This window comes from Burkholderia sp. IT-111MI5 (genome assembly GCF_949752865.1).
GTDB lineage: Bacteria > Pseudomonadota > Gammaproteobacteria > Burkholderiales > Burkholderiaceae > Burkholderia > Burkholderia pyrrocinia_C.
On sequence record NZ_CATKIF010000012.1, the window covers coordinates 1 to 26213 of the forward strand.

The following is a 26213-nucleotide window of genomic DNA, read 5'->3' on the forward strand; positions in this document are numbered from 1 at the left end:
ATTTCGGCGTTGGCGAGCGTTTCTGCGCTAGCCCAAGGCGTTCCGCCATCCGAAACTACGTCCGGCCCACAAATCCAGCGTTTGCAGCAGCAGCAACTTGAGGCCACCAAGGAGCTGAATCCACGCCCCAATGTGTTGACGCCGACTGGAGAGAAGACTTCGGTACCCAGCGTCACGAACCTGCCGCTCGATAATCCGTGTTTTCCGATCAAGGAAATCGCGCTGGAGGACAACACGTTCGGCTGGCTCGTGCGTTTCCTTCAGCCGGTCGTGGGCCAGTGTGTCGGCAAGACCGCACTCAAGCAGATTCAGGATGCTGCCAATAATGCGCTGATCGATCGCGGTTACGTGACATCTCGCGTTCTCGTGCCGACGCAATCGTTGCAAGCGGGCACGTTGACGCTGCGTGTCGTTCCGGGACGCATCAGCGAGGTCCGAGCCGACAAGCCCACGATTGGCTGGTTGCGCGCGGCGCTGCCGACTTCAGGCAGTGCGCTGTTGAACCAGCGCGATATCGATCAAGGGCTGGAGAACCTGCGTCGTCTGCAATCCCAGTCCGATGCTACGTTCGACATCGCGCCCGGTCTTAATCCGGGAGACTCCGAACTCGTCTTTCACCCCGGAACGGGCAAGCGCTGGCATGCCGTTATCGGTACGGACAACGCGGGCCTCGATTCGACGGGCAAGTACGAACTGTCCGGCTCGTTCACGTTCGATTCGCCGTTTCATCTCTACGACCAGCTTCAAATTGCCGGCACGACGAATGCGAACTTTGGCGCATCGGACAAAGGCAATCAGTCGGTGTCTGCTAACTATAGCGTGCCGGTTGGCTATGCGATGCTGACGTTGAACGCGAGCCGCTCCCGCTATAAGCAGACGGTGGCCGGCTTCGATGCGCCGATTGAATACAGCGGCGTGCAATCGCAGCTTCAGGCCGGCCTGTCGGGTGTGATCTATCGAAACGCACACGCGCGTACGGAGATCCACGGCAACCTATTCCACAAAATCAGTCGCAACTCGCTGGATGGTGTCGACCTTCCCGTGCAGCATCGCGACATCATCGGCTACGAGCTCGGCATCGCACATCGCCAGTACATCGGCAATGTTGTCCTCGACGGCTCGTTTGCCTGGCGCGCATCGCTGCCGGGCTTGTCCAGTAATTCGGGCACGGTGGTTGGCACGCCCGACTTCGACGGCAAGACGCAGATCGAGCTGGCAAGTCTCAGCGCCCAGGTTCCTTTCAAGATCGGCAGTCAGACGTTCTCGTACCAGTTCGGCTGGAACATGCAGAACGCGCGTACGCCATTAACCCCTTCCGACTATTTCACGATCGGCACGCGTTACGCCGTGCGTGGCTTCGATCAGCAACTGACACTGGCTGCCGAGAGCGGTTGGGTGGTTTCCAACGAACTCGACTGGTACGTGCCGACGCCTGTCGGCACGCAGGCGCTCTATGCCGGCGTCGATGCCGGGCGCGTGCGAGGGCCCGCTGCACAGTACCTGCTCGGCGAAACACTGGTCGGCGCCGTCGTCGGCGTGCGCGGCAATCTCGCACCGAAGAACGTGCTCGGTGCCGCACTGAATTACGACGTGTCGCTTGGGTTCCCGTTGTCGAAGCCGCAGGGCTTCAAGACGAGTTCGCCGACGCTGCTGTTCCAGGTCAGCACATTGTTCTAAGCGTAGCTGGGGAGACCGAGCGGGTGTCGATCTCGACTCGGTGTCTTGTTGATCGTCAATCAGAAGAAGGAAGGACTATGCAGCACCTGTACGAGAAGCGTGGGCTTTTGCAAGCCCCGCGACGGCAACGTTTGCGGTGGTGGCAGCGATCGGATTGAGCGCATGCGGTGGCGGTGACGACGGCGGTAGCGGCAGTAGCGGCAGTAGCGGCAGTAGCGCCGCATCAAATGGCACGTCATCGACCGGAGCGCCGTCGGGGAGTGCGTCTTCGTCGTCGACGATTCGGGTGGAAGGGCAATCGCAATCGATCTCGAGCCAGGTTTCGACGGTCCGCATTCTGATGCCGCCCGCATCGTGGAACGGTGGGCAGATGCCGAACGGGAATTACACGCTCAGAGCCCTGACCCAGCCTACCGCGACGCTCAAGGAGCAGGCACCGGGTGCCTATGTCGCGATTCCGTATGACTCGTCGGGCACGATCAAGACCCTGACCAAAGGCATCGTGACGGACCTCGCTGGCAATGGCGCCATCGCACTCGGCCGCTGGGCCGACGGTGCGGATTCTTCGGGGGCTGCATATAACGCCAACCAGGGGGCAAGTATGGGCAATCGGTGTGCCGGTTGCGATCGACACGACCTCGCCTGTGCAAATGCAATGCTCGCTGGCCTTCGCAACGCGTCCGACGTCGGCGGACGGCAATACGGCCCCGGGTTCGCTGAATGGCGCCGCGGCGACGCTGACGACCGGTACCGATACCTTTGGTAATCCGGCCATCAACTACACGCTGAATCTGCAGTACTCGATCGGTAGCGACCAGAACCAGTCGTTCGTCGGAACCTCTGCGATTGGTCTGACGGAGCTGAGCTCGAAAACCAAATCGACTCTGATGAGCACGGTCATGGGCACGGACGCGAAGCAGCCGTATCTGGTGGTGTCGTACGGCATCCCGGCCGCGACGACGGGCAACATCAACGGCTTGGTGGCACTGAGCTGCAAGTAACGTGAGTGGGGGCGGTCATTCGCGCGATACGTGGACGGCCGGCCTGACATGCATTCAAGAATAAAACGATTATGAATTCCGGAATCTTTCGCTTGGTCTTCAGTGCCGTGCGCGGCATGCTGGTAGCGGTTGACGAATACGCATCGGCGCACGGGGGCGGTGAACGCGCTCGCGTGCGGCGAGCCACTCGACCTATGTCGACGGATTCCGGGATCTCGATCTGGTTTGCGGCACGCGCAACCGCGTTTGCCGCACTCTGTACGTTCGGCATGCAGCCGCTCGTCGCCGAAGCGCAGGCAACGCTGCCGATCACGCCCGATCGAAGCGGTCCGACCCATCCGGTCGTCGGCGTGTCTGCATCGGGCGTACCGCTTGTCAACATTACTGCACCGAAGAACGGCGTCTCGCTGAACAACTTCACGCAGTACAACGTCGGGACGAAGGGCGCGGTGCTGGTCAACAGCGGCCGGGATTCACAGACGCAGCTCGCCGGCTGGGTTCAAGGCAACCCATTCCTTGGCAACAACTCGGCGCGCGTGATCGTCAACCAGGTTACGTCGGGTAACCCCAGTCAACTGCTCGGGCCGACCGAGATCGCGGGCAATCGCGCGAATCTCGTGATCGCCAATCCGGCAGGCATCACCTGTGCGGGTTGCGGATTTTTGAATGTTCCGCGTGTGACGCTGACGACCGGCGTGTCGACTTTCAATCCGGATGGCACGTTGGCCGGTTTCAACGTGACGCAGGGGCAGATCGGCATCGCCGGTGCAGGGCTCGATGCGCATGGCAGTGCGATCGACCTGATCGCGCGCGCGATGACGATCAACGGCCAGGTGTGGGCGGATTCGATCAACGCAGTGGCGGGTGCGAACCGGGTCGACTATGCGAGCAACACTGCGCAGGCTCAGACCGGCACCGGCGCAGCGCCGGGCGTCGCGATCGACGTGCAAGCGTTGGGTAGCATGTTTGCCAATAGCGTCCGGATGATCGGGACCGAGGCCGGCGTGGGGGTGCGAGATGCCGGTTCGGTCACGTCACTGACCGGCGATATTCAAGTCTCGAACAACGGCGATGTGACGATTGCGCCGACGGCGCGTCTTCAGTCGTCCGCGAACACCCGGATCGATGGCACCAACGTCGCCCAGCAAGGCACGATTGTCAGTACGCAGACCACCGATCTGAACGCGTCTCAGGCATTGTCGAACGCCGGAACGATTTCGTCGGGCGGCAACACGAACCTGACAGCCGCCACGTCGTTCAACAATAGCGGGCAGGCATACGCGGGGGCAGATTCCGCAGGCAATCTCGTCGGTGGTGGCTCGGTGACGGCGCGCGCTGCGAACGTGACGAGCAGCGGCACGCTGGCAGCGGGCGATAACGTCAATCTGTTCGCAAACGACGTCACGCTCGACCACGGGACCGTGAACGCGACCAGTGCAGTCAACGTCACGACGAATGGCACGTTGTCGAACGTCGCCGGTACGATGAGCGGTCAGAATGTAACGCTGAGTGCGGGGCGACTCGCTAACGACTCAGGCGTTATCAGTTCGCAGAACCTGGCGAACGTGACCGCGCAATCGGTTTCGAACCGGTCCGGTACGTTGGCGGCGGATGCGCTTTCCCTGAACTCGGCTGGCGCGCTTGACAATACGCAGGGGCACATGACTGCGCGCACGGCGCAGATCGCTGCAACCGACCTCACGAACGTGGCGGGCGAGATCGGCACCTCGACGGGCGCGTTGACATTGACGGCGACCGGGAGCGTGTCGAACGACAACGGGAAGATCGCAGGTGGCAATGGTCTCACGCTGACGGCGAATACGGTTTCTAACGCACAGGGCCAGATTGGCTCCGTGGCGGGAAATACCTCGCTCGACGTCACGCAATCGCTGAACAACGCAAACGGCAAGGTTGCGTCGGGTAACGACCTGTCGATTCACACGGCCCATCTCGACAACGCGGCCGGATCGATCAGCGCGCACGCCGCACAGATCACGGCGGCCGATGTCGTGAATACGGGCGGCAAGATCGGCACCACTGACGCGCTGACCGTGACGGCGACGGGGGCCGTCTCGAATCAGTCCGGCGCCATGGTCGGCGGCAATGGTCTGTCGGTGACGGCAAACAGCATTGGCAACGCGGCGGGCACGATCGGATCGGCCACCGGCGACGCGACGCTGCGTGCGACGCAGTCTCTGATGAACACCGGCGGCACGGTGAGTTCGGCCAATGCACTCGTCGTTGCAAGCGACACGATCGACAACTCGAACGGCAGTATGACTGCCGTGCGAGGTGCACAAATCCAGACGGGGGATCTCGTCAATGCGGGCGGTCAGATAGGGTCATCGTCGGATGCATTGTCGTTGACCGCAACGCGCACGGTGTCGAACGATAGCGGCAAGCTGGTGGGGGCAACCGGGCTGTCGGCAACAGCCGCGACGCTGAGCAACCGTGCAGGCCAGATCGGCACATCTACCGGCGACATGACGTTGACCGTCTCGCAGGCACTCGACAATACCCAGGGCAAGATTACCGCTGCTGGCGCGCTGAACACGCAGGCCGGTACGTTCGACAATTCGCAGGGCACGGTGTCGGCGGATGCGGCGAAGCTCACTGTAGCAGGCGCGTTGACGAATGCAGGCGGTACGATCGCGGCGACACACGACACGACCGTGACGGCGCAGACCGTGTCGAACCACGGCGGCACCATCGGTTCGGTTTCTGGCGCGTTGGCAGTGGCGACATCTGGCACAACGGACAACGCTGGTGGCAAGCTGCTGGCATCGGGCGACACGACCCTGACCAATGCGGGATTGCTGAACTCGGGCGGCACGATCACGGGAGCGAACGTCACGCTCGCGTCCGGACAGGGGGCGATTGACAACACGCTCGGTAAGGTGGCGGCAAGCCAATCACTGACGAGCCGGTCGGGAGCATTCGATAACCGGTCGGGCTTGGTGCAGGCAACGGGAGCGGTCGACGTCGATACGCACGGCCAGACGTTCGACAACGGCGTACTGGCAGGGCAATCCACGGGCGGTCAGGTTCTCGGCAATGGCGTCACGCTGACAACGGGAGCGCTGAGCAACGCAGGTGGTGCAATCTCGTCAAGCGGTGCGGCGACCGTCAACGCCGCATCCGTGACCAACGATGCGGGTTCGCTCGTGGCGGATGGTGCATTGACCGTACGAAGCGCCGGTACGGTGTCGAACGTGGCAGGCCAGATTGGCGGCAACCGGGACGTAACGGTGTCCGGTATGACTGTCGACAATACGCGCGGGGCCATGCACGCGAGCGGTGCGCTGTCGGTGACGGGCGATACGATTCGCAATGCGCAGACCACCAATTCGACGTTGCCGACAACGGCAGGCGTGCCGGGGCTGACTGCAGGGATGGAGGGCGCGAGCGTTACCCTTAACGCCAACCAGACGATCGACAATACGTCCGGTTCTATCCGCGCTGACAAGGATGCGAAGCTCACCGCACTGACGATCGACAACACGTCGGGCAGCATCCAGTCGAAAAGCACGGCAACATTGACGGCGTCGAACACGCTGATCAACAGCCAGGGCGACATCAATGGCGGTCAGCAACTGGCGGTCTCGACAGGTACGCTCAACAACGACGGCAAGCTCCAATCGGCGGGCGACGTCAACGTAACGACGCAAGGCAATCTCACCAACAATGGGCAGATCGTCGCGGGTCATGATCTGACGACGACTGCCAGCGGCGCGCTCGACAACAGCGGCACACTGTCGGCCGGCAATGTTGCCAATGTGAACGCCAATTCCATTCGGAACCGCGCGACGGGCGAGATTTTCGGTGGGAGCGCTACGAACGTCCACGCGAACCAGTCGATTACGAACGAAGGTCTGATCGATGGCGGTACCACGACGGTGACGGCGGGGGACACCATCACGAACGCCGGTGGCCGGATCTATGGCGATACGGTCGCGGTGGGCGCGAACACAGTCGTTAACGACCAGAACGCGCAAGGCGTGGGCGGCGTGATTGCGTCGCGCGGCGACCTCGACATTGGCGCGCAGACACTCAAAAACCAGAACAATGCACTGATCTACGCGAGCAACGACATCCGCGTCGGCGGCGCGCTGGACGCGAACCATCAGGCAACCGGCAGCGCGCAGATCGTGACGAACAACGGTGCGCAGATCGACGCCGGCCGTGACATCACGATCTCCGCGAATCGATTCGAAAACCTGAACTCGAATTTCCAGACGTCGACCGTCACGACTGCCAGTGGCAACCAGTTGTGGTATCAGGTTCCAGGTTCGACCGAGAAGATCGATCCGTCGACCGTTTATCTGTACCAGAAGAACAGCCAGGAAATTCATCCGGGCACGGACTACCAGTGGGCACTGGACGACGACCAGAAGTTCATTCTGCTGCCATCGACCAAGTATCCGTTCGCCGAGTACGCGAAGTACACGATGAATGGTGTGGCGGGCAAGATCGATAACACTGCATATCCCGCGACGAACTTCGCGAATGGGGACACGGCTTCGCAGACCGGAGCTTATCGGACCGTGCCTGCCGACATTTGGACGACGTTCGGTGTGACGCCACCGCCTGATGCCAATTCGGCTTGGACTACGTCGGGGCCGTTTTGGATGTCTCCGGGCGTAGCGCTGGTGACCGGTAGAAGCAACGTCGGTAGTGACTGGTTTTCTATCAAGGCTCCGACGGAAGCTGACGTAACGGGTGCAAAACCGGATCCCTTCGGTCCCCCGAGCCCGTCGTGCGTGACCTCGACCAACGCGGCATGCGCACCGTTCCAGCAGTGGTACAAGGCAACCGTTGCCGCCTATCAGAACCTGAACCAGGCGCTCGTTGGGTATAACGGGGACGTTGCGAGCCGGCTCGTGCAGACCTATACCGTCTACACGGTTGACGTGAAATCGACCAAGGACGTGGTAACGGCTTCGCAACCCGGCACGATCACCGCTGGCCGCCATATCACGATCAACACTCCGTCCGGTGTCAACGACAAGAGTCAGATCGTGGCCGGTGACGGCAACAATCCGACGAACGTGCAGAACATCGGTGCTACCGGTACTGAAACGTTCACCGGCTCGGGCAAGGCGATCTATACCTGGGTCCAGTCGGGCGGCGCCTTCAGTGGCGACGAACGCGCGACCTCGACGACCAACTACTCGCCGGCCATTCCGTCGCAAACGATCGATCTGCCGGTGGTGCTGACCGATCCGAGCAAACCGTCCAATCCGATCAAGAGCGTGGCCGCGGCGACGTCCGCTGCGCAGGGCGCAAGCGGTACCGGCGTGACGCCGGTGGCGGGCAAGGATGTTAGCGGGCAAGCGCTGATTGGCTCGGGCGTGTCGGGTGTCGGTGTGGGGAACGTATCGGCCGTGAAGGCGAACGTGGGCGATGTCGTCGTGCGCACGGTGACGCCGAACACGCGTTTGCCCAACAACGCGCTGTATCAGGTCACGAGCGACCCGGGCAGCCACTTCCTGATCGAGACGGACCCGCGCTTTACCGATTACCGGAAATGGCTGTCGAGTGACACGATGCTGGATGCGCTCAAGGTCGACCCCAATACGGTCCTCAAGCGCATCGGCGATGGCTTCTACGAGCAGCAACTGATTCAGCAACAGATCATTCAGACGACTGGCCAGCGTTTCATTGGCGACTACACGGACAACCAGAGCGAATACAAAGCGCTGATGGCGAATGGCGTGAAGGCGTCGCAGCAGTTCGGGCTGAACGTAGGCACCGCGCTGACCGACGCGCAAATGGCCGCACTGACGAGCGACATCGTCTGGCTCGTGAATCAGACGGTGACGTTGCCGAATGGTAGTCAGCAGACGGTGCTGGTGCCGCAGGTGTATTTGCACGCGAACGCGGCGGACGTGACTGGCGAAGGCACGATCATCTCCGGCAAGAACGTCACCATTGATTCGGATGGTGCGTACAAGAACTCGGGCACGATCGCCAGCCGCAACGTCACGATCATTCATGCCGATTCGATCGACAACAGCGGTACGGTGTCGGGAGGAACCGTGCTCGCGAGTGCGAACCAGGATCTCAATAATCTCGGTGGATTGATTCAAGGCAATACGGTGGCGCTGTCGGCTGGCCGCGACCTCAACCTGACGAGCACGACCAGTTCGGCGAAGGCTGCGAATGGCAGTGCGACCGGCATCGATCGTGTATCGACGGTCAATGCGGGTACGCTTCAGGCTGTTGCCGGTCGAGACCTGAACGCCAACGCGGCTGTAATTGCAACGACCGGCGATGCAGTGCTGGCCGTGAACAACGACGTCAATCTGAACGCGGTTCGCCAGAGCAGCCAGGACGCGGTGAAGTGGGACGCCCGCAATCACGCCGAACACTCGGCGTCGAGCGACACGGGCACGCAGATCGCAACGGGTGGCAACTTGGCGATTGCGGCTGGCCACGACGTGAACGCGACGGCAGCTTATGCGAATGCGCAGGGTGCGATTGGCATCAGCGCCGGGCGCGATGTCAACCTGAAGGCCGGTGAACAGAGCGCGAGCGCGAACGACGAGCACTATCACAAAGAAAACGGCTTCCTGTCGTCGAAATCGACGCATACGATCGATTCGAGCAGTTACACCAATGCGGTCGGCACGACGTTGTCGGGCAGCACGGTTGCGGTGCAGGCTGGCAACGACCTGACGGCGAAGGCCGCAACGATCGCTGCAACCAACGACGTGAGCCTCGCCGCAGGACACGACCTGACGGTTACGACGGCGGACACGGCCTCGAGCGAATATCACTACAAGGACGTGAAGAAATCCGGCCTCGGTAGTGCAGGCGCCGGAATCTCGTATGGCACGAACCAGACGATAGATACCAGCCGCGATACGGTGAAGGGTTCGCAGGGCAGCCTGATCGGCAGCACGGACGGCAGCGTGTCGATGGTGGCTGGCAACAAGCTGCATGTGACGGGCTCCGACATTGTCGCCGGCAAGGATGTGACGGGCGTCGCGAAGGAAGTGACGATCGATGCGTCGCAGACGGATCGTCATCACGAAGAAACGCACGAGGTGAAGAGTTCGGGTTTCACGCTGGCGGTGAAGTCGCCGGTGATCGATGCGATCCAGAACGTGAATCAACAGGCGCAGGGCGCGGGCGGTAGTCAGGACGGACGGGCGGCAGCACTGCATGCGATTGCGGCGGCGGGCGGCATGGTCGATCTGGTCGGCGCAACGGGCAGCATGACGAATGCGCTGAACGATCCGAAGGGCAAGGTCGAGGCGAAGGTCGAATTGAGTTTCGGCTCGTCTCACAGCAAGTCGACGTTCACCGAAAACAGCACGCAGAACAACGGCAGCAGCGTGAAGGCGGGCGGTACGGCCGCCTTCGTCGCGACGGGTGACAAGAACGCCGGACAGGGTAACGTGACGATCCAGGGATCGGACGTGACCGCGAAGGATGTGTTGTTGCAGGCGACGAACAAGGTCAATCTGGTCAACAGCACGGATACCGACAGCACGCGCAGCACGAACGAGTCGAAGAGCGCGAGCGTGGGCGTGTCGTACGGCACGGGTGGCTTTGGTGTGTCGGCGTCAATGTCGCGCGCACACGGCGATGCGAACTCGGATGCGGCGACGCAGAACAACACGCACATCAATGCGAGCAGTACCGCGACGATCATCAGCGGCGGCGACACCAATATCGTCGGGGCGAACGTCAATGCGAACAAGGTGATCGCGGATGTTGGCGGTAACCTGAATCTCGCGTCGGTGCAGGATACGAGCCGCAGCGAAGCTCACCAGAGCAGTTCGGGCGGCGGGTTCAGCGTCAGCCAGGGCGGCGGCAGCGCGAGTTTCAGCGCGCAGAGCGGTCATGCGAGCGGCAACTATGCCGGCGTGAACGAGCAGTCGGGTATCCAGGCCGGGGACGGTGGATTTGACGTGACGGTCAAGGGCAACACCGACCTGAAGGGAGCGTACATCGCGAGCACGGCGACGCCTGACAAGAACCAGCTGACGACCGGAACGCTGTCCTTCTCGGACATCCAGAACCACTCGGACTACAACGCCAGCAGCGTCGGCGTAGGCGCAGGCGGCGGCATCGGCGACGGCGGCAACAACTATGCGACGCACGGGCCGACGAACACGAACGGCAAGAACACGGGCGGCGCGTTGCCGCTGTATGTGAGCGAAAGCGGCAGTAGCAGCGCGACGACGCGAAGCGCGATCAGCAACGGCAGCATCACGATTACGGACAACGCGGGCCAGAAGCAGGACGTGGCGACGCTGAACCGGGACACGTCGAATTTGAATGGGACGGTGAGCAAGAACCCGGACCTGCAACAGGTGCTGTCCAGTCAGTCGGACTTGATGAACGCGGCGACGGCGGCGTCGGAGGCGATCGCCAAGCAGATCGGCGATTATGCGGACAAGAAGGAACGAGCCGCCCGCGACGCAGCCGCTGCGACCGATGATCCGGCGCTCAAGGCGCAGTACTTGCAGGACGCGAAGAACTGGGCCGAAGGTGGCGACAATCGTGTTGCGCTGCATATTGCGGGTGGCGCGTTGACGGGTGGCCTGACGGCTGGCGGACTGGGCGCGGCTGGCGGTGCGGCGGGTGCCGGCGTATCGGCGAAGCTTGCGCCCGAACTGACGGAAATTGCGCAGTCGATCAAGGATGCTGGGCCGACCGGCAACAAGAATGTCGACGAGCTGCTGGGTAACGTAACCTCGAACCTGCTGGCCGGTGGGGCCGGTGCGCTCGTCGGCGGTGGCACGGGTGCGTTGACTTCGGCGGCCGTGGATCGGTTCAACCGGCAGTTGAATCAGGACGAGAAGAAGGCGATTCACGACAAGGCGAACGGCGACAAGAAAGAGGAAGAGCGCCTTACGCGTGCCGCTTGTTATGCCGTCAAATGCTGGGCGGAATATGCCGTAGGTAGCGATGACCGAAACAAGAATTTTGTGAGCGAGGTTGAAGCGGCGTCGCTTACCAAAGAATTCGACTGGGTGAATCAACAGAAGAGTTCGGGTCTATTCGAATATACTTTTCTGCAGAAAAGTGGCGACGCCATCAAGAACGATCCGGTGGGTGTGGCAAAAGATGCGACTAAAATCGCCCTTGGTGGAATGACGGCGAAAACTGGTGCGGCTCTTTGCACGAGTGGTATTGGATGTGCCGTCGGTGGCTGGATGACCACGTTTGGATTGAGTGAAGTCGTAGAAGGCGGTAGCGGCTTGTATAAACGCTACAACGGAATCAGCGAGCCGGGAGATAACCCATTGCGCTGGGGATTTAATCAACTTTCTCCGCAATGGGGAAGCGCCGTGTATGACGGAATTAATTTTGGAATGGCCATTCTCGCCTTGAAGGCTCCGGTGCCTTTGAACGTGGGCGTTGCTGATGGATTGAATCGGCCGGTTTCTATGTTTGGCGTAACCGTTCCGCGCATTAATAATGTAAATTTGCTTCCTTTTCTTAAGCAACCGTGGCCATATGGTACGACGCAGGGGTTTTTGCTTTACGGCGTTGGCTCGAAGGGGGCAGCCGTTGTCAACGACATTCGAGGTGGAGGTGAAAAGTGAACTGGCGTAGATTATATGCAACGTCCCAAATTTTTTTCACTGTATGCCTCGCATCTTCAGTCGGTGCTGGCTGTTGGTCCTTCCTTGTATCCGGACTATGCCGCATTGCATTCAAAATGGATGACACTATAGCGCTACTTTCAATTGGATTGCCGTTATTCATTATCTTGTTCTTCGTTTTTGCGAGGCACCTGCCAAAGCCGCTGCGCAAGGCAGGGCTGTTGAGTGATGACCCGGAGAAGTTCGGGCCTTGGTTCAAGTCATGACCACTGTGGCGAGGTTATGCTAGTAGCGTAGTTGGATAGAGTTCAATGCATTCTGGCTCAAATAACTATCACTTCCACAATCTGCTTGAGGAAATTCTTATCGTGGTTGTGCTGAATATGGGCGAATATTTGGCGAACGCGGTCATTTGATCCATCAGTCTACGGGTTTCAACCTATACGGGTGGCGGTCAGCCACTGTATGTGAGCGAGAGCGACAGCAGTAGCGCGACCCGCGAAAAGCGCAATCAGTGCTGGCAACATCACGATCACGGACAAGGCGAACCAGAAGCAGGATGTAGCGACGCTGAATCGTGACACGTCGGGCTTGAATGGCGCGGTCGGCAAGACCCCGGATCTGCAACAGGTGTTGAGCAGCCAGTCGGATCTGATCAACGCAGCGCAAGCGGCGTCGGAAGCGATCGCGAAGCAGATTGGTAGCTATGCGGACAGGAAGCGGGACGAGGCACAGACGAACGCGAATAATGCGACCGATCCGACGCTCAAGGCACGGTATCAGCAGGCAGCCGACAGTTGGGCCGAAGGCGGGGACAACCGTGTTGCGCTGCATATTGCCGGCGGTGCGTTGACGGGCGGGTTGACCGGCGGTGGCTTGGGTGCGGCTGGTGGAGCGGCAGGTGCGGGCGTGTCGGCGAAGCTCGCCCCGCAACTGAATGAAATCGCGTAGTCGATCAAGGAGACGGGGCCGACCGGCAATGCAAATGTCGACGAGTTGCTCGGCAACGTGACCTCGAACCTGCTCACTGGTGGGGCCGGGGCGCTTGTCGGCGGTGGGACGGGGGCGTTGACTTCGGCATCCGTAGATCGATTTAACCGACAACTGCATCCGAATGAAAAGAAGCTTGCCGAGCAACTTGCTGCGAAGGCCAAATCGCAAGGAGTAAAAAATGCAGACGGGTCTCCCGTGACGTCCACTGATATTGCAAATCAACTTGCACAGATGGGCTACGCAGCGAATGGGGTGTTCGAGAGCGGAGCTGCAGCCACGGTGGAGGGAACTAAGCCCGACGACGGGTCGAAATGGGTGAACGCTGGCGTAAACCAGAACACGGGCAAGACAGTTTGGGCGCAAATCCCAGGATCAGCCAATCCCGAAGTGCAGACGTTTATTCTGAAGAACACAAATGGCGCGGATGTCCCTCTCGTGCAACAATACTCAGCATCTGCGACGGGAGCATCGAACGCAAAGAGTAGTGGCACGGTAACAGGGCCGTTTACTCGCTTGCCTAATCAAGCCGATCTGGGATATATCAAATCCACCACGACTGATCTGGCCTCAGCTACTTCGACAACGGCCGGATGGATCGGAGCGACCACCGGGGCGCTGGCTTCCGCGCCTACACCGCTCGCTCCAGCTTTCGCAGGAATATCGTACGCGACCACGGTGGTGGGGGTAGGTGCAGATGCAGTGGGACAGGTATTGAATCCCAATGTCGGTCAGTATTGGGTTGGCGGTGGGGTTAACGTGTTGTCAAATTATGTTTCTGGGAAATATCCAGTGATCGGACCGATTGTCAACGCGATAGGCAATACGTTTAACAATGACGATTATGTTGGGAAGTTGCAAAATTCAATCACGTCATATTGGCAAAGTGTTGTAAAGAGTGTGCCGGCTGGTGGTGGAGGAAAAGGTGCGAAGAATTAAGCTGATTGAGGACGGTAACTTCACAGGCTGGCTGAGATTGGCCTTTATAGTTTTTGGATTTGTGCTGATGTTTTGTGCCTTTAAATTCATCCCCCCGACGGTTGTTGGGGGAGGGATTGCGCTCCTCGGATTTGGTCTGGCGCTAATTGGTGGGTTCGCGAGTCGCGCCGCCATGCTTAAAATCAAGCCATTTGGACAGTCCCAGTGGCGAAAGGCGAAGCGTACGTATGGAAAGGACGATAAGTCTTGAGGGGATATTGCGAGGCCTGTTCAATCCTCGACGTCGGTAATCGGTAAGGTGTAGGTTAATTGATGGCGTTGATGAATGGTTTTTAAGGTGAAGGTTGTGATTTCTCGATTTTTGAGTGTGGCCGGATTCGTTTGTTCGATTATTATTGCTGGTTGTGCGTACGATCCAAGTAAGCTGGTGCCTCGCGATACTGTACTTTCGGGGAGTGATGTCTCTAATGTTTTGAAATTTAATGGGACGTATCGCGTAATCAGAGGGCCATCCAATCGAAGATTGCAGTCGCTCGAAGTTTCGAGTAGTGAATTCGGTAAGCCCGTATTTAAGTATATTGGCGAAAATGGCAGAGTCCTCGATGCAGAAAGTCCGGCTGCATGCAGGGTTGATAAGAGGTCATTTGATGTTGTTGGGTTGATCGAATGTGGGGATTATAAATTCATTGGAGGTAGTTATCCATACTGGGAGCTGAGGTCGGCGACGATAAAGCCGTATAATTCTGGTGGGATTTCGGGGGTCTGGAATAACAGGGAAATTGAATTTAAGCAAAATTGGTATACTCTTGATCTAAAGTGGAGCTACGACAGCAGAATAGAGTATTACTTGTTGGAAAAGGTGAATTGAGTATCAGGTATCCGAATTTCTGATACCCGGACGGCGAATCGGATGGTTTTGATTTTCATAGTTCCCTCTCCCCAACTGCAATTGCGGCCAGCTCGTCGATCTGAGGAGCGGCGATGTGCTTTGGCGGCACAATGGAGGAGCGACGGGTAAGGAAATGAGTAACAACGTCAACATAGGCGCATTCAGGATTGTCGGCGTGCTTGTGCAGGCAGCCGTCAAGCAGGTGGCGCATTCGTTGTCGGACGAAGGCCATGCTGTCGCAGCACTGACGAGCAACCGATTACTGTCGGCCGGACCGCCAAACGGCTTGTTGTACGGCCCGAGGTCATCGAGGTACGGAACGGATTGACAGCGTTTTTCTTGGTGTGGGCACGCGGAGCGTTTCACATGCGTTCCTCACCCGAATCAGCACGAGAAAAACTGGAAGTGTCGCTGTTATGAGTCGACCTGCAAACTGCAGATCAAACGCACGAGTTGACCCGGAATGTGGGGCGATTGGATAGGATTGCTTGGGTGATCTGAAATGCTGCTGAGGGCAACGTGGGTACTGTGAGGTGGCAATGACTAACGAGAATACGGGCTCTCAGCATGGCGACGGAAGCCTGAACGTTGGTGTCGGCGATTTTCGTGGAGCGACAATCAACGTCGGCGGCGGAAAGCGAAGTGAAGGTGGCGAGCCACGGTTTACGCTCGAGCAATTGGCGGTCCGGCGGATTGCAGCGCTAGGTGGCGCATCGATTAAAGCCGAACGATTGAGCGTGTTCGGGATTGTGACAGGATTGGCGAGCCTGCTCGGACTGTATTTCACTTTGTACTCCCCTTTTGCAAAACAGAAATATGCGTCTTGGGGTTCGCTGTTTTTCTTTTCAATGGTTATCGGAGCGATTTCATGGGTCTTGGTCGTTGCACTGCGTCGCCGTCGGTTTGAGCCAGTGAGCCGAAGGCACTTCGTGGAGCTGGGTGCGAAAGGGCGAATACACCTCAGTACCTTCGCAGCTACATGTCCCTGGTGTCATTCGCATATGAATTTGCGTAGTGTCGGTCCGCGCGAGGGGCCTCGACATAACGAATTCGTGTGCGAGCGCAACCCCACGCAACACCGGATCTTGCTTGATCCGACGATGCTGCCGGAGATTGATGAAGAGAGGTGCGAAGCTTAGCGACACGATGAGCAGTACCACACCACTAAAGCGCACGCGCAGAAATTCTGATGAAGCATTTTCGCTTCTGCGCGAAATCGCGGGCAACCGTGGGCTCACGCTGCTGACCGAGCAATGGAACGGTGCGCAATTTGCCTACCTGTTTCGCTGCGCGTTCGGCCATGAATTCACGCGTATCGGCACGGTTGCGATGCGCGGTACGGTATCGTGCCTGGAGTGTGAGCGAAGAAGGGTCGAGCAACGATTTCGAGAGGCGCTGGGTAAGCTCGGTATTTCATGCCGAGAGAGGCACTTTCTCGGTCAAGAGGTGCGACAGCACTTCACATGCAGCCAAGTCAGGGATGCCGCTCGGGCGTGCGGTGAACGTGGTCGTGCGCTGCATGCGCCATGCGGGAGAATCGGCACGCAGCGGCATTCCGTATTCGGTCGATCCGCGCTGACGGGCGCGAAACGGAACGCGGGAAAGCGCGCGCCGTTGCGCCCCCGTTTTGCTGTCACGGTCGCGTCACGATGCGCCCATAAGGTTGCACGTTCCCGTCGTGGCGGCATCGCCGGAACCGAGATGTGCGCAACCTGCTTCCGACGACGTGCCCGCGTCGCAGGCGGGCAACCGGGATCTCGCTCCCGGCGGCGCACCGTTCATGCCTTCCACCATTTCATTCGAAAACATGATCGACGCCGATTCGAACCGGATCGAGGACGATCAGGAGACCTGGACCATGTTGAGTCCGCATGAATTCTCGATGCTGCTGCGCATTGCGCGCGCGCCTGACAGCGTCGATCAATCGAATCAGGCCTTCGCCGTGCTGGTAGAAAAGCGGCTGGTCGTCGATACGCAGGTGCGCATGAGCGCGGTAGCCGTGCGCCCGGCGCTGACGCCGATCGGCCAGATGCTGCTGGCGCGCTTCGACGAAGCGGCCTGAGAGGAAGCGTCACGCCTTCATCGAGACGAAGGGCGTGACGCATCGAAACGCCGAACCGCTTACTGCGCGACCGGCACCGTCACGTCGCTGCCGAACCAGTGCATCGAGATCTTCTTCAGCGTACCGTCCTTTTGCAGCGAAGCCAGCGCGTCGTTGATCGCCTTCTCGAACTTCGGGTTGCCCTTGCGGAACGGGATCGCCATTTCCTGCTTGCCGCCGTTCAGCACCGCGCCCGCGCGCAGCGGCAGGTTCGACGTCTTGATCATGTACGGCAGCATCAGGCGATCGTCGAGCGTCGCCTCGATCCGGCCCGCGGCGAGGTCGCGCAGCTTCTCCGGCGCGCCCGGATACGTCTGCACCTCGATGCCCGGCACGGTGCGCGCCATCTGGTCGTAGTTGGTGCCGAGCGTCACGCCGAGCTTCTTGCCCTTGAAATCGTCGAGCGACTTGAAGTTGCGCGTGTCGTCCTTGCGCTGGATCAGCTGCGCGGCCGAGTACGTGTACGGCTGGCTGAAGTCGAGCACTTCCTTGCGCTGCGGCGTGATCGTGACCTGGTTGACGATCACGTCGAACTTGCCGGCCTGCAGGCCCGCGATGATGCCGCTCCATTCGGTCGGGATGAACTGCGTCTTCACGCCGAGCTTGCCGGCGACCGCATTCGCGACGTCGACGTCGAAACCCTCGAGCTGGCCCGACGTGCCGCGCGAGTTGAACGGCGGATACGTACCTTCGAGGCCGACGCGCAGCACGCCGGCTTTCTTCACCGAATCGAGCAGGTCTTCAGCGTGCGCGGCGACGGCCGTGAAGCCGAGGGCCGACGCGAGCAGCAGGCCCGACAGCAGGAACTTCGAACGTTTCATCGCAGATCTCCAGTGTTCAGTACGGTGTTGTGGTGAGCGCCGGGCGCCGGCCGGCCCCGGTGGGCCGCAATACGGGCACGTAGACACTACTCGCAACCGCGCCGCGCCGAAAGTCGAATTGGCCCTGATTGCAATCGATTTCATGGGGAGAGGCGACTGACTTACTGTGGCGTGGACAGGAATCGGCTCGGCTGGGGGGAGCAATTCGGCGAGCACTCCCGCTCGGATATTTTCCGATTGCACTCGAAATGTTCTTTTAAATCAGGTCATATTTCGGGTTCGTGCTGTAATTTTTCTGTAAAATCGCGCGAGCGGAATCAAATGCCGGCGCCATCCGAGGGCGCGTCAAAAGAAGAAAAGGCCGTAGTCATGAACATGCAGAACACAATTGCCGCATTGCGCGGCGGATTGCTTCAGCAGGACCGGCTGCTGAAGCTCGACACGCCGTTGGGGGCCAATGTCCTGACCGTGCAGCGGGTGGTCGGCCGTTCGCGCATCGGGCGCGCGTACGAGTTCACGCTCGACGTGCTGTCGACCGATAGCGATCTGGAACTCAAAAAGCTGATCGCGCAGCCCGTCACGTTGTGGATTCAGCAGGGCGACCGCAGCTACCGGCCGATCAACGGATACGTGCATACCGCGCGCCGGCTGGGCGCCGACGGCGGGCTCACGACATATCAGCTCGCGTTCGCCGATTTCTCCCATTTCCTGAAGTTCCGCCGCGATCAGCGGCTCTGGAACGACGCGACCGTCGACCAGATCATTTCCGACGTGCTGAACAAGCATCCGCAGGCGCAGGGCCATTTCCGCTTCGCATTGTCGAAGCCGCTGCCGAACCGGTCGTACACGCGCCAGCACGACACCGACTGGCATTTCGTGCATCGGCTGATGGAGAACGAAGGGCTCTACTGCGCATGGCAGCAGGCCGACGACGGCAAGTCGCATACGCTCGTGATCACCGACAACCTGCAGGCGTTCGCGCCGCTGTCGCCGGAGGCCGTGCGCTTCTATCACGGCGGCGCGGCCAGCGAGGCCGACGCGTTCACGCAATGGTCGGGCACGCGTACGCTGCAGAGCGTGACGCGCACGACGCGCACGTTCGACTACAAGAATCCTTCGCAGCCGTCGAACCCGAAAGGCACGTCGCTGCCGACGATGGGCGGCCAGGGCGAGTTGCCCGACCAGCTCGAAGTCTACGAGTACACGGGCGCTTATACATACCTGGACCAGACGCGCGGCGACCATCTGACGAAGGTCAGGATGGAGGAATGGGAGTCGCAGGCAAAGCGCTTCCATGGCGCGGGTGGCGTGCGCGCGATCGATGCGGGCAGACGCTTCACGCTGACCGACCATCCCGAGCACGATCGCGATCCCGCTGATCAGCGCGAATTCGCCGCGATCGAGGTGGCGTGGTGGATCGAGAACAACCTGCCCGTCGCGAGCGACAGCGCGGACTTTCCATATAGTCTGCGCGAGGCATTGACGCAGGTGCAGGAGCGCTACGGCGCCGATCCCGCATTTCGCGTGCCGCACGAGGATGGCTCGACCGGCTTCTATCTCGTCGAAGTCGAAGCGCAACGCGCGAGCGTGCCGTATCGCAGCCCGTTCGAGCATCACAAGCCGGAGATGCATCTCGAGACGGCGATCGTCGTCGGGCCGCAGGGCGAGGAAGTCTATACGGACGCGTTGAACCGGATTCGCGTGCAGTTCGTGTGGGACCGCCTGAACCCGGGCAACGAGAACGCGTCGTGCTGGGTGCGCGTCGTGCAGTCGGATACCGGCGGCGGCTACGGCGGCGTGCACGTGCCGCGCATCGGCGAGGAGGTGCTGATCGACTACGTCGGCGGTGATTGCGATCGGCCGCTCGCGGTCGGGCGCGTGTACAACGGCGCGAACCAGCCGCAGTGGCATACCGACGGGATCCTGTCCGGATATCGGTCGAAAGAGTATTCGGGCGGCGGCTACAACCAGCTCGTGATGGACGACGCGACCGGGCAGAACCGCGTGCAGCTGATGAGCAGCAGCGCGAACAGCCTGCTGCATCTCGGCTACATCATCGACCAGAGCGGCAATTCGCGCGGCGCGTATCTCGGCAGCGGGTTCGACCTGCGCTCGGATGCGTACGGCGCGGTGCGGGCGAGCCAGGGCCTGTACATGACCACGCATCCGAAGGCGGCGAACAGCCAGCCGCTCGACGTGAAGGAAGCGCAACAGCAGCTCGTGACGGGCGAGAGCCTGGTCGAGGCGATGTCGGGCGTGAGCGAGCAGCATCAGGCGGAAAGCCTGAAGGACGCGCAGGACACGATGCGCGCGTTCACGGACGCGACGCAGGACAGCGCATCGGGCAGCGCCGCCGGAGGACGCACGGCAGGCGGCGGCACGGGCAACGCGAACGCGTTCAAGGAACCGGTGATGCTGTTCGGCAGCCCGTCGGGGATCGGGATGTCGACGCAGCAGTCGGTGCATGTGGTCGCGAACGATCACGTGAACGTCGCGAGCGGGCAGAGCGTGCATGTTGCGGCAGGCAAGTCGCTGATCGGCAGCATCGGGCAGAAGCTGAGCCTGTTCGTGCAGAACGCGGGGATGAAGTTGTTCGCGGGCAAGGGCAAGGTCGAGATCCAGGCGCAGTCGGACAACGTCGAGATGACCGCGCAGAAGGCGGTGAAGATCGTGTCGGCGACCGACCGGATTGAAATCGCGGCCGATCAGGGAATCTTGCTGACGAGCGGCGGCGGGTATATCCGCATTCAAGGCGGGAACATCGAGATTCACACGCCGGGTGCGGTGGATGTGAAGGGCGCGTCGCATACGTTCGCTGGGCCGGCGAGCATGGGGTATCCGTTGCCGAGCCCGCGGCCCGATCAGCCGGGGCAACTGGAGTTGTTTCACAAGTACGTGAACGGCGAGGCCGTGAAGGGCGGGTTGTTCACGGTGAAAGACGTGAACGGCGCGGTGCTGAAGAAGGGTGCGCTCGACAACAGCGGCTACACGGTCGTGAGCGGGCTGCCGCCCGGTGCGGTGCGAGTCGAGTTCGGCAAGGACCCGCGCGAGTCGGATCAGCCGGCGAACTACTTCAAGCAGGCGAAGTGGCCGGCGGAGCCCGCCGAGCCATCGCCGGAAGCCGCGCAGGCCACGGCGACTGGGCAGCTTGCCAGCCAGTTGCAGGGGATGACGCCTGCAGCGGCAACGGCTGCCATGGGGCTCGTGAGCGGCGGTGGCGCAGGCGCTGCGCTGGGCGGGCTGGCGAGTTCCGCGTTGCCGGCTGCGGCGACTGCGCTGGGTGGGGCGGGCGTGGCGTCTGCGTTGCAGACGGCTTCGAGCCTGAGCGGTGCCGCGAAGCAGGTGGCCGGGATGGTGCAGGCTGCACGGCAAGGCGGGCTCGCGGCGCTGGCCGCGCCGGCGGCGAACGCAGCATCCGGGGCGCTGCAGGGCGCATTGCCCGGTGTCGCGGGGATTGCGGGCAAGGGCGCGACGACGGTGGCGTCGGCGGCCGGTGCGACCGGCATGAAGCTGCCGACGAGCGGGTTCGGCGGACCGCTGAAATCCTGAGAGGGCGGCGCGTCAGCCGTCAAGAACAACTAAATCGCGAATTGAACGAAAAACGACATGGCACAACAACTTCCACCGGGCGCAGAGAAGGAACAGGCTGTTTCCTGGCTCAGTGATATTTCGCCGAAGGATGTCGCGGCGGGGGGCGATCGCTTCGACGCATGGCTGCGCAAGATCAGCGGCAACCACGTGACATTCGAGGACGTGAAGACGGTTGCCGGCGCAGTGCCGATCGTCGGCAACATCATGGCGGCGCTCGATGCGCTCGGCGATATCGCCCATATCATCGAGAAACGCGGCGGGCAGGTGCTCGATTACATGGGCCTCGCGATCAATCTGATCGGCATCATTCCGATTCCGCCGACGCTCGCGCCATTCCGGATGTCGGCGCGTCCGCTGCTCGCGCTCGTGCGTAACCAGTTGCTGATCACGCGCGGCAATCTCGGTGCGGCGATCATTTCCGTGCTCATTACGCATATCAACGCGACCTGTGCGACGGAGATCGAGGACTTCCTCGACAAGCTGAAGAACGGTCTCGTGAAGCTGCTCGACGGATGTGCGTCGAAGGCGGAAGAGTTGATGAGTGCGATTGCGACCGGCATGGACAAGGCGTTGCACGGTCAGCTGTTCGACAACAGCGGCAACCTGAAGCGCGCGGAGCAGCTCGCGAAGAAGATGCGCGACAACCGTCCGTGGTACAGCGCGAGCCGAGTGGGTGACGGGCTCGCGTTTGCGTATGAGGGTTACAAGGCGCTCGGCAAAACGGTCGGCAATGCGACAGTCGGGACGGCGGCGAAGCTAGCGCCGGATTCGTGGCTCGAGCCGTTTCGCAGTACGGTGACGTTTCTGAGGACGCAGGCGCCGAAGGTCGCGTCGTCGATCCGCTCGCTGGCCGGCAGCGAGGAAGGCAAGATGATGTGGCTTGTCTTGCAGTTGATCGAGGCTGTCGGGCGGGTGAAGGCGCGTGCGAAGCTGCATGAGCAGAGTGCGGAGGTCAAGTCGGCAGGGAGGAGCCAGGCGCGGAAGACGCGGGGGCAGGAAGGGTTGGAGGCGAACACAGGGCAGGCGCCGGTGGAGGGGCCAGGGAAGAGTGGCTGTCAGTGGTGCCCGATTGGGTCGTCGCCCGCGTCTATCGACTTTGCGTTCGGGGACGAAACGTTCTCGCACAAGGATTTTGACTTGCCGGGTGCATTGCCTCTCGTGTGGGAGCGCAGGTACCGCTCGAGGCTCTCCGCATACGATGGCAGTGAGTTGGGGGCGCGGTGGATCACACCCTATACGACCCGCATCGACATCAAGGGTGGTCAATGGATCTATCGCGACGCAGAGGGGCGCAGTATCGAATATCGTGCGCTCGCGGCCGGCGAAGTACACGATGATTTGTCAGAAAAACTGACGTTGTCGCGTCTCGACGATACGTGGGTGACGGTTGCATACGGTCACGTAGCGTTGCATGTGTACGAGCGCCGTGGCGATGTCTTTCGGCTGGCGATGCAGAAGGATCGTGCCGGAAACGCGATTACGCTCGACTACGATGCACTCGATCGTCTTGCGCGACTGATCGATGCGAGCGGCAATGTGCTCGCGTTCGAGCACGACAGGCATGGCCGGATCGTGCAAATCGAACAGGTACTCAAGGACGGCGAGCGCCGCACGCTCGCGAGCTACGAATACGACGGGATGGGGGATCTCGTTCGTGCGGTCGATCGCCATGGCAATGCGCGCACCTATCAATACCATCGACATCTTGTTACGCGCTATACCGATCGCACGGGGCGTGGGATGACGCTCGAATGGGACGGCGCGGATGCGGACGATAATGCGAACGCGAAGTGCGTCCGCGAGTATGCCGATGACGGCAGCCTCGACATCCGTCTTGCGTGGAATCCGAACATTCGCCTCACGTACGTGACCGATGCGCTTGGTCAGATGACGCGGTATTACTTCAATATCCACGGATACGTGTACCGGGTCGTGTATCCGGACGGCAACGAGGAATGGTTCCGGCGCGACGAGCATCACAACCTGGTCCTGCATATTCGACAGGACGGCAGCATCGAGCGGATGGAATATGACGCGCGCGGCAATATGGTCCGGCATGAGCGTGTGGACGGCACCGTCGTTGAAATGGCATACGACGACAAGAATCAGATGATTCGTGTCGTCGATCCGAGCGGGCACGTTTGGCACCGCAAATACGACGACGCGGGCAATCTTGTCGAAATGCTCGACCCTCTGGAGCAGGCCACCGCATACAGCTACAACGACAAGGGGCTGCCGACTCGTGTTATCGATGCCAAGGGCGGATCGAAGGCGATCGGGTATAACGATGCCGGGCAACTGACGAGCTACACGGATTGCTCCGGAAAGAAGACCGAGTGGCGATATGACGACATTGGCAGAGTGATCGAGGCGAAGGATGCGTCGGGTGGCGTGACGGCCTATGGCTATGGCCAGAATGGGCAATTGGCCGAGATACGTTCGCCTGCCGGTCTCGAACAGGTGCATCACGACGCCGAGGGCCGGTTGTTGCGGCATACCGACCAGTTGAATCGATCGATACGATACAGCTATGACGCGGTCGGCCGGATCGCGAGCCGCACGGATGCGCTTGGGCAGATGCTGGCGTATCGCTATGACCCAGTGGGGCGGTTGTCGGTGCTGACGGATGCCAATTTCGCGACGCATCGGTTTCACTACGATCAAGCAGGGCGCTTGACCGAGCAGGTCGGCTTCGACGGCAAGTCGACTCGCTACGAACGCGACAAGGAAAGCGGCAGCCTCATTGCGGTCGATGATGCGGGATGCGTGACCTCGCTGGAAGTCGACGTAAACGGTCGTTTGCTGAAGCGGATTTCCGGGGAGAGTGAAGAACGCTTTGCCTATGATCCGAGCGGCCGACTGATCGAGGCGGTGAACCGATACAGTCGCGTGCAGTTTTTCTTCGATCCCATTGGCAATCTGGTGCGCGAGCATCACGCGTACGATCTGTTCGGCGAGCGGCGCAGCTACGTCTGGCATCACGAATACGATGAACTGGGCAATCGGCGCCGGACCGTGCGACCGGACGGCCACGCGATCGATTGGTTGATATACGGCTCGGGACATGTGCACGGCATGCTGCTCGATGGCGAGGAGCGCGTGCAGTTCGAGCGCGACGACCTGCATCGCGAGACGGGGCGGGTGCTGTCGAGCGAAGTCGGGCAGCGCACGACTTATGACCCGGCTGGACGGATACTGCAACAGACGCTGCAGCGGTCGACGTCGCAGGTGCCTTTCGCGGAGCGTCGGTATCGTTACGATGCGGCCGGGCAGTTGTCGCGAATCGAAGACAGCCGAAAAGGGGGAGTCGACTATCGATACGATCCGGTCGGACGCCTGATCGAAGCCGTCAGTCCGGTCGCGAAGGAGCGATTCGCGTTCGATCCGGCCAGCAACATCATCGATCCGGCGCAGCCGGTGACCACGGCTTCGCGACCGAGTCCGGTCAGGCCGGAGAATACGTTGCCTGGTGAAGTGTCGAAGGTGCTCGGCAACCTGCTGAAGGCCTACGCCGGGATGCATTTCGAGTACGACGCGCGCGGGAATCCGGTGCGCAAGCATACGCCGGCAGGGGAGCAGGAATACGAGTGGGACGAATTCAACCGTTTGCGGGCGTCGAGGGTTGCCGAGACGTCGCGGCAGAGCCAATCGCGGTATTTCTATGACGCGTTGGGTCGCCGGATCGCGAAAGAGGTAAACGGCGAGAGGACCGTGTTCGGGTGGGACGGCGATATGCTCGCGTACGAAAGTAATGCGGAGCGCGGTACGCACTATATCTACGAGCCGAAAACGTTCGTACCGCTTGCGCAGTACGTGGCCGAACCCGTGGACGGCATCGCGACGCCGGAATGGAAAGGCACCGATCGCTACGTGCCGGAAGACGATCCGCTGCAGAAGGTGCCGCAGCGACGATCGAACGCCAAGCTGTTCCATTACCACTGCGACCAGATCGGTACGCCGCAATTGCTGACCGACGACTATGGCGATGTGGTGTGGGAGGCCTCGTACAAGGCTTGGGGCGAAGCGCGCGAGGTGATCGCTCAGGCGTCGAAGGCGGCCGGGATTGTGCCGAAGAATTCACTTCGGTTCCAGGGGCAACAGGTCGACGAGGAGACGGGACTCGCCTATAACCGGCATCGGTACTACGATCCGCAAATCGGCAGATTCGTCAGCCGAGATCCGATCGGATTGGCGGGTGGCATCAACGTTTATCAGTATGCGCCGAACCCGATTCAATGGACCGATCCGCTCGGGCTTTGTCCGGGGAAGGCCATCGTTCGGCAGTCGCGCAATGAGCACGGGCCACATTTCGATGTTGAAGTGGTTCCGGATTCAGGGCGCACTTTGCGAACGCACCAGGTGATTGTGGACGATGAGCACAACACTATTATTACGGGGCAGTATCTCGCGCCTGCATCTACGGTTCAGAATACAATTCACGTCGATTTGCCGGACGCTACCGCTGCCTACCAGGCCCAGGCCAGCCGCTTGGGCCGTGACGGCAAGGTGTATGACAAAAACACCAACAGTTGTGTGACGCACGTCGGAGACATTCTGCGAGCCGGTGGGGCGCAGAATGTACCGACCACGACGCGCGAAACCATTAAATGGCTGATTGCGAACGGACGACGTCAATAGGAT

General features: G+C 60.7%; 12 protein-coding genes and 2 pseudogenes. 12 read left to right on the forward strand and 2 right to left on the reverse strand.

Going from position 1 to position 26213, the window contains the following annotated elements; translation table 11 throughout:
- On the forward strand, positions 1-1677 hold a 1677-nt coding region (locus tag ACM6JT_RS14660), incomplete at its 5' end, for a ShlB/FhaC/HecB family hemolysin secretion/activation protein (protein WP_414856748.1).
- 75 nt (positions 1678-1752) lie between these two features.
- Here the strand turns inward: ACM6JT_RS14660 and ACM6JT_RS14665 are convergent.
- Positions 1753-2013 (reverse strand): hypothetical protein, encoded by a 261-nt coding sequence (locus tag ACM6JT_RS14665; RefSeq protein ID WP_414856749.1) that lies wholly within the window; start codon positions 2011-2013, stop codon positions 1753-1755.
- Positions 2014-2291: 278 nt separating this feature from the next.
- Between ACM6JT_RS14665 and ACM6JT_RS14670 the strand changes: the two genes are divergently transcribed.
- The 9 genes and pseudogenes from ACM6JT_RS14670 (at position 2292) to ACM6JT_RS14710 (ending at position 17121) form a co-directional block, all read left to right on the forward strand.
- Complete coding sequence (locus ACM6JT_RS14670) at positions 2292-2678, forward strand: hypothetical protein (protein ID WP_414856750.1); 387 nt, start codon at positions 2292-2294, stop codon at positions 2676-2678.
- A 71-nt stretch (positions 2679-2749) separates the two neighbouring features.
- Positions 2750-2857 (forward strand): annotated as a pseudogene (locus tag ACM6JT_RS14675) (ESPR-type extended signal peptide-containing protein); the annotation flags it as partial.
- A 15-nt stretch (positions 2858-2872) separates the two neighbouring features.
- A complete protein-coding gene (locus ACM6JT_RS14680) occupies positions 2873-12241 on the forward strand; it encodes a hemagglutinin repeat-containing protein (RefSeq protein ID WP_414856779.1) in 9369 nt (3122 codons plus the stop codon).
- A 591-nt stretch (positions 12242-12832) separates the two neighbouring features.
- Entirely contained in the window at positions 12833-13192 is a 360-nt protein-coding gene (locus ACM6JT_RS14685) for a hypothetical protein (RefSeq protein ID WP_217590710.1), read from the forward strand.
- A gap of 57 nt (positions 13193-13249) precedes the next feature.
- Positions 13250-14170 carry a hypothetical protein gene (locus tag ACM6JT_RS14690; RefSeq protein WP_414856751.1) on the forward strand — a complete coding sequence of 307 codons (921 nt, stop codon included), beginning with the start codon at positions 13250-13252 and terminating at the stop codon, positions 14168-14170.
- Between the two features lie 523 nt (positions 14171-14693).
- Positions 14694-15038, forward strand: coding sequence for a hypothetical protein (locus tag ACM6JT_RS14695; protein ID WP_414856752.1), 345 nt, complete (start codon positions 14694-14696; stop codon positions 15036-15038).
- Positions 15039-15126: 88 nt separating this feature from the next.
- Positions 15127-15387 (forward strand): annotated as a pseudogene (locus ACM6JT_RS14700) (GNA1162 family protein); the annotation flags it as partial.
- 211 nt (positions 15388-15598) lie between these two features.
- Positions 15599-16198, forward strand: coding sequence for a hypothetical protein (locus tag ACM6JT_RS14705; RefSeq protein ID WP_414856753.1), 600 nt, complete (start codon positions 15599-15601; stop codon positions 16196-16198).
- Between the two features lie 719 nt (positions 16199-16917).
- Entirely contained in the window at positions 16918-17121 is a 204-nt protein-coding gene (locus ACM6JT_RS14710; protein ID WP_034183744.1) for a hypothetical protein, read from the forward strand.
- A gap of 59 nt (positions 17122-17180) precedes the next feature.
- On the opposite strand, the gene ACM6JT_RS14715 is transcribed toward ACM6JT_RS14710, so the two are convergent.
- Positions 17181-17981 carry a cystine ABC transporter substrate-binding protein gene (locus ACM6JT_RS14715; protein ID WP_034183669.1) on the reverse strand — a complete coding sequence of 267 codons (801 nt, stop codon included), beginning with the start codon at positions 17979-17981 and terminating at the stop codon, positions 17181-17183.
- 369 nt (positions 17982-18350) lie between these two features.
- Between ACM6JT_RS14715 and tssI the strand changes: the two genes are divergently transcribed.
- Together tssI and ACM6JT_RS14725 are read left to right on the forward strand one after the other, a co-directional pair.
- Complete coding sequence (tssI, locus tag ACM6JT_RS14720; RefSeq protein ID WP_414856754.1) at positions 18351-21530, forward strand: type VI secretion system tip protein TssI/VgrG; 3180 nt, start codon at positions 18351-18353, stop codon at positions 21528-21530.
- A gap of 57 nt (positions 21531-21587) precedes the next feature.
- A complete protein-coding gene (locus tag ACM6JT_RS14725; protein WP_414856755.1) occupies positions 21588-26210 on the forward strand; it encodes an RHS repeat-associated core domain-containing protein in 4623 nt (1540 codons plus the stop codon).
- Positions 26211-26213: the final 3 nt, after the last annotated feature.